The organism is Nostocoides australiense Ben110 (assembly GCF_001050535.1).
Taxonomy (GTDB): domain Bacteria; phylum Actinomycetota; class Actinomycetes; order Actinomycetales; family Dermatophilaceae; genus Nostocoides_A; species Nostocoides_A australiense.
The window spans coordinates 1,337,863-1,347,079 of sequence record NZ_HG764815.1 but is presented as its reverse complement, the minus strand read 5'-3'; the positions used below and the strand labels follow the sequence as shown (position 1 = coordinate 1,347,079).

The following is a 9,217-nucleotide window of genomic DNA, read 5'->3' as shown; positions in this document are numbered from 1 at the left end:
CCCCCCCCCCCGCCTTGATCGCCGCCGCGTCGGGCGCGTCGAGTTCGCCGCCGGTGCCGGGTGCGGCGGGCGCCGCGTCACAGCCCGCAGCGACGGGGGCATCGCTCGCGGACCCGCTGCCGCTTGCCGACGCGCTGTTGCCTGTCGCCCCGGCGGACGGCTGCTCGTTCTTGTCTCCCATGACCTTGGACAGCAGGAGGAACGCGGCGACGACCGCGATCACGGCAGCTACCACCGCCGCGACCTGCAGGTTTCGCTTCTGCGCCGCCTGTTGCGCCGCGAGATTGGCCTGCTGGCGTTCATACCGGCGCTTCGCCCGCGCCCGTTCCTGGTCCTTCGTCACGCCGGTCAGTGTAGATACGCGGGACAGCGGATAGTGTCAGTGGTCGTGTTCATGCTCGCCTTCCCCGCCGCGGCCTTCGCCACCAACTGCTACGTGATCGCCGCCGCGCCCGGCGAGGAGTGCCTCGTCGTGGACCCGGGCATCGGGGTCCTGCCGACCCTGCAGGAGATCTTCCGCGAGCACCGGCTCCGCCCAGCCGCCGTCCTGCTCACCCACGGCCACCTCGACCACGTCTACTCCGTGACCCCGGTCTGCCAAGGCGAGACGCCGGCGGTGGTCCCGGCATACGTCCACCAGGACGACCGCTACCGGCTCACCGACCCGATCACCTATCTCGACCCCGCCATCGTCGCCGCGTTCGAGCAGCAGTTCGGCGCGAAAGCGAGCTGGACCGAACCGAGCGAGATCGTCACCCTCGGCGACAAAGAGTCGGTCAGCGTGGCGGGAATCGACCTGACCACTCTCCACGCTCCCGGCCACACCGAGGGCTCGGTGATGTTCGGCATCGAAGCCGTGCCGGACGGCATACCGGCGGACCTCGATCGCACGATGATCACCGGCGACGTCATCTTCGCCGGCTCCATCGGCCGCACCGACCTGCACGGCGGCAGCGACGCGGCCATGCGCCGCTCCCTGCGGGACGTTGTCTATCCCCTCCCCGACACCACCCTCCTGCTGCCCGGCCACGGGCCGGCCACCACGATGGAAAGGGAGCGCGCGAGCAACCCGTATTTGCGAGGATTCGGCGCGTGAGCAAGATCGCCCCCATCTCCGGCTTCCCGGAGTACTCCCCCGCCCAGCGCATCGTCGAGCAACGCTTCCTCGACGTCATCCGCGAGACCTTCGAGCTGCACGGGTTCGCCTCGATCGAGACCCGCTCCATCGAGCCCGTCGAGCGTCTCTCGAGCCAGGGCGAGGACGCCGACAAGGAGATCTACGGCGTGCGCCGCCTCGCCGACGAGAGCGCAGACGCCAAGTGGGGGCTGCACTTCGACCTGACCGTGCCCTTCGCCCGCTACGTCCTGGAGCACGCCGGCACGCTCGAATTTCCCTTCCGCCGCTACCAGATTCAGAAGTCGTGGCGGGGCGAGCGGCCGCAGGAGGGCCGCTACCGCGAGTTCACGCAGGCCGACATCGACGTCGTCGGCGCCGGCACCCTGCCCGCGCACTACGAGGCGGAGTTCCCGCTCGTCATCGCCGACGTCTTCGCCAAGTTCCCGATCGGCGACTTCGTCATCCGCGTCAACAACCGCAAGATCCTCAGCGGCTTCTATGCCGGCCTCGGCATCGCGGACGCGCAGGGCACCATCCGCGTCGTCGACAAGCTCGACAAGATCGGCCCCGACGCCGTGCGCGAGCTGCTGCGCGAGCGGGGCCTGACCGGGGAGCAGGCGGACGCCTGCCTGCGGCTGGCCCAGATCAGCGCCGCCGACACCTCCTTCGTCGGGCAGGTCCGCGCCCTGGGCGTCGAGCACCCGCTGCTCGACGAGGGCCTGACGGACCTCGCCGCGGTCATCGAGGTGGGCGCCGCGCACGTCCCCGGTCGGGTCGTCGCCGACCTGCGCATCGCCCGCGGCCTCGACTACTACACCGGCACCGTCTACGAGACCCAGATCGTCGGGCGCGAGGACTGGGGCAGCGTGGCCGGCGGCGGGCGCTACGACGCGCTGGCCTCCGACGGCCGGACGACCTATCCGGGCGTCGGGATCTCCATCGGCGTCACCCGCATCCTCGGGCTGCTCTTCGGCGCCGGCGAGCTGAGCGCCTCCCGCTCGACCCCGAGCGTGGTGCTCGTCGCCGTCAACGACGAGGCCGAGCGCGCCGCGTCGACCGCGGTCGCCACGGCGCTGCGGGCGCGCGGCATCCCGTGCGAGGTGGCCCCCACGGCGGACAAGTTCGGCAAGCAGATCCGGTATGCCGACCGCCGCGGCATCCCCTACGTCTGGTTCTCGCGCGCCGACGGCGACCAGGTCAAGGACATCCGCTCCGGCGAGCAGGTGCCCGCCGATCCTGCCGTATGGCAGCCCCCCGCCCAGGACCTGCGCCCCCAGGTCACCCGGTCGGGCGACTGACGTCGCCCTGCGCCGGGCGGCCCGCCCGCCCGGTCACCGCGCGCTGCGTGGGATCGAGTGCCCGAACCACGCGACCGCGACCGCGATGACGGCGGCGACGACGGTCACCGTCGGGCCGGTCTGCCAGTGGAGACCGCTCGCGAGGTCCCGCAGGAATGGGGCGGTGGGGAAGGCCTGCTGGGCGCAGACCACCGCATACCAGAGGGCCGGGGTCCCGAGCAGACACACCAGGGTGCCGCCCGCGTAGAACAGCAGCTGACCGAGGGCGGCGAAGAGCCAGAGCGTCCCGGCGTACCCGGCGCCGGAGGGGTAGTCGACCTCGAACGGGTCGCGACCTTCCGCCGACAGCAGCCAGACCGGCATGCACGTCAGCGGAACGAGCGTCAGACCCACCGAGACGGCCGCATTCAGCGCCCGCGACCCCGGCGCCGCGAGGAACTCGACCGCGCCATACCTGCTCGGTGTCAGGGGCGGCAGGAGGGAGGAGAGCAGGACGGCCGCGATCTCGAATGCGCCCACACCACGGCCCTGCTGCGGGAACCGGACCTCCACCGCGAACTGGGTCTCCCAGCCGAGGGTAAGTGCGATCCACACCACCGCGGTGGCCACGGCGGCCAGCCCGAGGGCGCGCGCATGGGCCACGCCACGCAGCACCGTCATGAGGCCTCCGGGGCACCCGCGGAGCACGTCCGAAGGGCCGGCAGGTTGTCATCCACGAAGCGGATGAGCTCGTCGGTCGGCATGGACGTCATCCGCGTCCGCAGGGAAGGATCGTCGACCTGCGGCTCATGGACGACCTCGAGCAGGGCCGAGATCCCGGACCGGCGGGCGATCTCGAAGGCCGTCAGATTCGTCACCTGTGCGGATATCGGCAGTGTTCCGTCGACCCGCCCGCACAGGGGCAAGGCACCCTCGATCAGATCGAGCGCAATGGCATCCTCGAGGGTCTTCGTCACCATCCCATGGGTCGGCCGGACATCGACGCGGAAGACCAGCGCGCCTGCCCGGGCTGCGTCGGAGGTGAAGAGGGCGTCGTCATAGGTGCGGCCGAAGAGTCGGCTCCCGCCGACAGACCGAAGCGTCTCGGTGACCGCGACGGCCGTCGGAAGCGACTTGTCGTGCGCCGGATGGACGCACACCTGCGGGCTCGCGGCGCATGACGCCTCGACGGGCGGCCGCGCGACACGCGTCATCGGCTTCCAGGCCCAGGCGGTGACGGCCAATGCCAGGAGGGCGGTCAAGGCCACGCCTGATGTCAGTGGAGAACCGCGCCGGTGCGCGAGAAACCAGGCGCCACCCGCCACCGCCGTGACGCAGGCGACGAGACCGAAGGTCATCTGGAACAGCACAAGCCCCCACGGGAGGCTGAACTCGGGCGTGGGGAACACCGGATGCTGTGACGGCTGCAGCAGGCGAAGCGGCGCCCCCGCCTCGGACATGGCGCAGATCATCAGCGTTCCGTAGCCCACCGCGGTCAGCAGGGCGGCCACCCAGTGACGAAGAACCGCCCCCAGGCCGACTCCCAGACTCACGGCGACGATCACGCCGCACACGGCGACGAGGACATCGCGAACATCCAGGCCACCCCACGTCGCGGTGCGCGCGCTCTTCCACATGGCGGGCAGGAGACCGGCGAGGAGACCCAGCACCACCCAGGCCGAGATCCAGAAGACGAAGGTCGCCAGCGCTCGGTTAGCTCCCGAGGCCCGGACCGCACCGGCCAGCACCGAGTTCCGCCGGAAGACCTGGGTCACGACCAAGGTGGCCATGCCCGCGATGACGGCCAGCACGGGAAAGAGACCCTCGTGCCACAGCTCAGAGGTGATGTCCCACTGCGCATACGGCGCCGAGAGCAGGGAGCGCGAGCGCGCGAAGGCGGCCAGTCCGGTGAGCACGGCCATCGCGGGATAGGTCCAGAACGGAAGGGGGCGCCCCAGCGCGTGCGCCCACGTCAGGCCACCGGGACGCCTCATTCGGAGTCGCCGCCGAGGGTGCGGATCAAGGCGTCATATCCCGCCTCGAAGTCTGCACCGAGGTCTCCGGTGTGCGACGGGCCGATCACGCGATAGAGGTCATCGACGGTGCCGTCGAAGCCGACCTTCCCGTTGACGAGGACAAGGATTCGGTCGGCGACATGGCGGACGTCCTCGAGAAGATGCGTCGACAGCAGCGTCGCACGTGCCTGCGTCACCCTGGCCACCGCTTCGCGCACGCGCAACCGCTGACCAGGGTCGAGGCCTGCGCTCGGTTCGTCGAGCACGAGCAACGGCGGATCGTGAATCATCCCGGCAGCGATCGCGACCCGTTGCCGCTGACCTCCGGAGAGTGTGCGGATGCGTCGTCGCGCCAGGTCGGTCAGACCCAGGAGTTCGAGAATGCCGTGTGCGGCCGCATCGAGCTTCCCCGGTGACATTCCGTAGAGCCAACCGGCATACGCCACCGCGTCGTGGACGGTCGAGAAGCCAGGCAACTCGGGCGACTGAGGGACATATCCGAAGGACTCCACCCCGTCCGTGCGACCCCGTTCATCGCGGGTGATGGTGCCGGCCTCGGTCGGCAGTAGTCCCAGGACGCATTTCAGGAGAGTGGTCTTGCCCGAGCCGTTGGGCCCCAAGAGCGCGGTCACCCCGGGCCCCAGGTCGAAGGAGATGTCGTGAAGCGCCACGTGTCGGCGGTAGGCATAGCGCAAGGAGGCGACCCGCACTATGGGAGCTTCAGGAGGCATTGTTGCTTTCAGCTGGCCGCTGCGGATAGCTTTTCCATCCGAGGAGTTTGCGGTGCAGTCGGACACCATGGCTAGATGCCCGACAGCACCGCACTTCTGTTCGAGTTATGCTAGTTGCAACGAACAACGTCGTCCGATCTGGCACCGCCGCTGCTATTGACTGCTGTGACTTGTGCGAAGTACTTTCCCTGCCCATTCCCGCAGGTGCCGTAAACCATAAACCACCCTGCTCCGACATTCAGTGTCTCACCCACGATGTCATCAGGGCCGACGCGGTTTTCCTTGATGTAGCCGTTGGCCTTGATGGTGTTGGTACAGCCCTTACGACCCACAGCGGCGTCGTTGTTGCTGTTCGGCGCGTCAGCGAACCAAGTGCAGCCCTTAGCCGCAGGAGTGGAAGCCAGTGCCGCGGTAGTGCCTCCCAACGCCACTGCAACTATTGCAACGGGCGTCGCCAACGTGCATGCATCGTGTCCCCTTTCCGTATGCAGGGCCACTTGGCACTGATCGTCACCCTAGGCCCCTCTCGGGAAGGCCGCAACCCGAACCCGGCGACGGACTAGGACGCGTCCAACCTGCGAGGCCGAGAGCGTCATGCGACAGACGTTGCAAAGGAGAATCTTGACGCCAGCAGCGGCCGGCTTACGCGTTTCGCTTCACCATGTCCGCCCGGCACGCGACGACTACCGCGCGCAGTGATTCTTCGCCCTTGGGCAGCTCAGCGAGCAGGGGCAACTTGAGTCGGAGACCGGTGAGATAGTGGCCTCTTCTCGGGCAGGCCCGCGCTGGCACCCATCGGGCCACTCTACTCAGCGAAGGACGGGCCCTGCCCCTGGCCGCGGGTGACCTCGAAGACGCCCTGGACGTTGCGGACGGCGTTGAGGACGTGCTCGAGGTGGGTCGGGTCGCCCATCTCGAACATGAAGGTCGAGTAGGCGACGCGCTTCTTGGTCGTGTGCACCTGGGCGCCGAGGATGTTGACCTGGTTGTCCGAGAGCACCCGGGTGATGTCGGCGAGCAGGTGGTTGCGGTCGAGCGCCTCGACCTGGATCTGCACGAGGAACATCGAGCCCGACCGCGGCGCCCACTCGACCTCGAGGATCCGCTCCGGATGCGCTTGCAGCCCAGCGACATTGGTGCAGTCGACCCGGTGGACCGCGATGCCGTCGCCGCGCGTGACGAAGCCCATGATCTGGTCCCCGGGCACCGGGGTGCAGCACCGCTTGAGCTTGATCCAGACGTCGGTGGCGTCCATGCCCTTGACGATGACGCCCGGGTCGTCGGCGCGCCGGCGCATGGTCCGGTTGGGATTGGCGGACTCGGCGACGTCCTCGGCGGCCCCCAACTCCCCACCGAAGCTGGCGATCAGGCGCGCCACGACGTGCTGGGCGGAAATGTGGTTCTCCCCCACCGCGGCATACAGCGCCTCGATGTCCGAATAGCGCAGATCCGTCGTCACCGCAGCGAGCGAGTCGGCCGTCATCATCCGCTGCAGCGGCAGATGCTGCTTGCGCATCGCCTTGGCGATCGCGTCCTTGCCGCGGTCGATGGCCTCCTCGCGGCGGGACTTGGAGAACCACTGGCGGATCTTGTTCTTCGCGCGCGGTGAGCGGACGAACTGCAGCCAGTCCCGTGACGGGCCGGCGCCCTCGGCCTTGGAGGTGAGCACCTCGACGACGTCACCGTTCTCGAGCACGGACTCCAGCGGCACCAGCCGGCCGTTGACCCGGGCGCCGACGGTGCGGTGGCCGACCTCGGTGTGCACGGCATACGCAAAGTCCACCGGCGTCGAGCCCGCCGGCAGCGACATGACGTCGCCCTTCGGCGTGAAGATGTAGACCTCGCGGGTGTTGATCTCGTAGCGCAACGAGTCGAGGAAGTCCTCGGGGTCGGTCGTCTCCCGCTGCCAGTCGAGAAGCTGCTTCAGCCACGCCATGTCGCCGAGCGACCCGGTGTCACCGTCGGCCAACTCCTGGCGACCGGTGGACTTGTTCTCCTTGTACTTCCAGTGCGCCGCCACGCCGTACTCCGCGCGCCGGTGCATGTCCCAGGTGCGGATCTGCACCTCCACCGGCCGCCCCGCCGGCCCGATGACCGTCGTATGCAACGACTGGTACATGTTGAACTTCGGCATCGCGATGTAGTCCTTGAACCGCCCCGTGATCGGCTTCCACCGGGCGTGCAGCGCCCCGAGCGCCGCATAGCAATCGCGGGAGGTGTCGACCAGCACCCGCAACGCCACCAAGTCGTGGATGTCGTCGAAGGCGCGCTGGCCGACCATCATCTTCTGGTAGACGCTGTAATAGTGCTTCGGCCGGCCGGTCACGGTGGCCTTGACCCGGGCCTCGGCCAGGTCGGCCTCGATCTGCTTCTGCACGCTCGCCAGATATTCGGCGCGCTCCCCCGCGCGCTCGGCCACCTGGCGCTTGATCTCGTCGTAGACCTTCGGATAGAGGGTCTTGAAGGACAGGTCCTCCAGTTCCCACTTGATCGTGTTCATGCCGAGCCGGTGCGCCAGCGGGGCATAGATCTCGAGCGTTTCGGCCGCCTTGCGCTGGGCCGACTCGGGCGGGACGTACTGCCAGGTCCGGGCGTTGTGCAGCCTGTCGGCGAGCTTGATCACGAGGACCCGGATGTCGCCCGCCATGGCGACGACCATCTTGCGCAACGTCTCGGAGACCGCCGCCTCGCCGAACTTGACCTTGTCCAGCTTGGTGACCCCGTCGACCATCCGCGCGATCTCGCGGCCGAACTCGCGCTCGATCTCCTCGAGCGGGACGTCGGTGTCCTCGACGACATCGTGCAGGAGCGCCGCCGCGACCGTGTCGGTGGGCATTCCCAGCGTGGCGAGGATGGACGCGACGGCCAGCGGGTGGGTGATATAGGGCTCACCGGACTTGCGCTTCTGATCGCGGTGGGCTTCCTCGGCGACCTCGTAGGCGCGCTCGATGATGGCGGTGTCGGCGCGCGGATGGTTGGCGCGCACCAACGTCATCAAGGGTTCGAGTGTCGGGTTGGACTTGGCGCTGCGCGGGACGGCGAGCCGCTCGAGTCGGCGAAGGGCGCGGCTACGTGCAGTGGGGATCGGCGCGGTGGTGCTCGATCCGCTGGAGCTGCGAGCCTCGCTCATGGACAGAGGTTAGTCGACCCTTCGGGTCAACTCGAATCTGGGTATGCCGTGCAGTTGGCTATCGCGGGAATCGACATCTCGATGGGGCCGAATCGACATCTCGACGGGGGGCGGCGGGGTCAGGGCGGCGGGGTCAGCTGGACGCCAGGGCCTCCACGGGCCATCGCGACAGCTTTGCTCTGCCGTCGAGCGCGGCCAGTTCAAGGACGACCTCGAAAGCCGTCACCTTGCCGTCCACCTCCTCGATCAGCTCGCACGCGGCCCGGGCGGTCCCGCCGGTAGCCAGCACGTCGTCGATCACCACGACCCGCTGCCCCGGCTCGAGGGCGTCGCGTTGCACCGCCAAGGTCGCGCTGCCGTATTCGAGGTCGTAGGACTTCTCGACTGTCGGCCCGGGCAGCTTGCCCGCCTTCCGCACTGGGACGAACCCGACGCCGAGCGCGAGAGCCAGTGCGCCGCCGAAGATGAACCCGCGCGCGTCGATCCCGGCGACCGCGTCGACCCGGTGCTGATGGCGCAGCCGCCAGTGTTCGGTCACCGCGGCGAAGGCCTGCGCATCCCCGATCAGCGGGCCGATGTCCTTGAACAGGATCCCGGGGCTGGGGAAGTCGGGGACGTCGCGCAGATGCGCACTCACGACCGCGGAGATCTCGCTCATCCTGGTGTTCAGCGCTTGGATTTCGGCTGCCGGCGGGGCTGGTTGCGCGGGCCGGACTGGGCGTACTTGTGCACCTGCCGGCCGCTGAGGGTTCCCCTGGGCGCGTCGACCGGGGCGTCTTGCGAGTCGGTGATCCCGGTGCCGTCCGCCGGTATGCCGTTCGCTCCGGCCGCCGGGGCCGTGGCCCCGAGCGCTGTGGCCCCGAGCGCTGTGGCCCCGGACGCTGCCGTGGTCTTGGCGGCAGAGGTCCTGGCGGCCGAGGTCTGGGTTGCGGGCGCCGTGGCGCCGG

General features: G+C 69.0%; 8 protein-coding genes and 2 pseudogenes. 2 read left to right on the top strand and 8 right to left on the bottom strand.

The genetic code is table 11. The features are described from left to right. Positions 1-343, bottom strand: a pseudogene (locus BN11_RS23490) (hypothetical protein); the annotation flags it as partial. Between the two features lie 45 nt (positions 344-388). Between BN11_RS23490 and BN11_RS06475 the strand changes: the two are divergent. Together BN11_RS06475 and hisS are read left to right on the top strand one after the other, a co-directional pair. Further along, the gene (locus BN11_RS06475; RefSeq protein WP_157044343.1) at positions 389-1,096 is read left to right on the top strand and encodes an MBL fold metallo-hydrolase; all 708 of its coding nucleotides are present in this window, start codon (positions 389-391) and stop codon (positions 1,094-1,096) included. Next, entirely contained in the window at positions 1,093-2,415 is a 1,323-nt protein-coding gene (gene hisS, locus BN11_RS06470; RefSeq protein ID WP_048695975.1) for a histidine--tRNA ligase, read from the top strand. Before BN11_RS06475 ends, hisS begins: the two co-directional genes overlap by 4 nt. Before the next feature lie 33 nt (positions 2,416-2,448). Here the strand turns inward: hisS and BN11_RS06465 are convergent, their stop codons facing one another. The 7 genes and pseudogenes from BN11_RS06465 to BN11_RS23485 all read right to left on the bottom strand — a co-directional run. After that, entirely contained in the window at positions 2,449-3,075 is a 627-nt protein-coding gene (locus tag BN11_RS06465; protein ID WP_157044011.1) for a hypothetical protein, read from the bottom strand. Further along, a complete protein-coding gene (locus BN11_RS06460) occupies positions 3,072-4,388 on the bottom strand; it encodes a hypothetical protein (protein ID WP_157044010.1) in 1,317 nt (438 codons plus the stop codon). Before BN11_RS06460 ends, BN11_RS06465 begins: the two co-directional genes overlap by 4 nt. Continuing rightward, the gene (locus tag BN11_RS06455) at positions 4,385-5,080 is read right to left on the bottom strand and encodes an ABC transporter ATP-binding protein (protein WP_162213175.1); all 696 of its coding nucleotides are present in this window, start codon (positions 5,078-5,080) and stop codon (positions 4,385-4,387) included. The genes BN11_RS06460 and BN11_RS06455 overlap by 4 nt, the downstream gene beginning before the upstream one ends. Positions 5,081-5,250: 170 nt before the next feature. Beyond that, positions 5,251-5,571 (bottom strand): hypothetical protein, encoded by a 321-nt coding sequence (locus tag BN11_RS22470; protein WP_157044008.1) that lies wholly within the window; start codon positions 5,569-5,571, stop codon positions 5,251-5,253. A gap of 374 nt (positions 5,572-5,945) precedes the next feature. Then, complete coding sequence (locus BN11_RS06450) at positions 5,946-8,270, bottom strand: RelA/SpoT family protein (RefSeq protein WP_048695963.1); 2,325 nt, start codon at positions 8,268-8,270, stop codon at positions 5,946-5,948. A 133-nt stretch (positions 8,271-8,403) separates the two neighbouring features. Further along, positions 8,404-8,928, bottom strand: coding sequence for an adenine phosphoribosyltransferase (locus tag BN11_RS06445; RefSeq protein ID WP_048695960.1), 525 nt, complete (start codon positions 8,926-8,928; stop codon positions 8,404-8,406). An 8-nt stretch (positions 8,929-8,936) separates the two neighbouring features. Next, a pseudogene (locus tag BN11_RS23485) lies at positions 8,937-9,217 on the bottom strand (hypothetical protein); the annotation flags it as partial.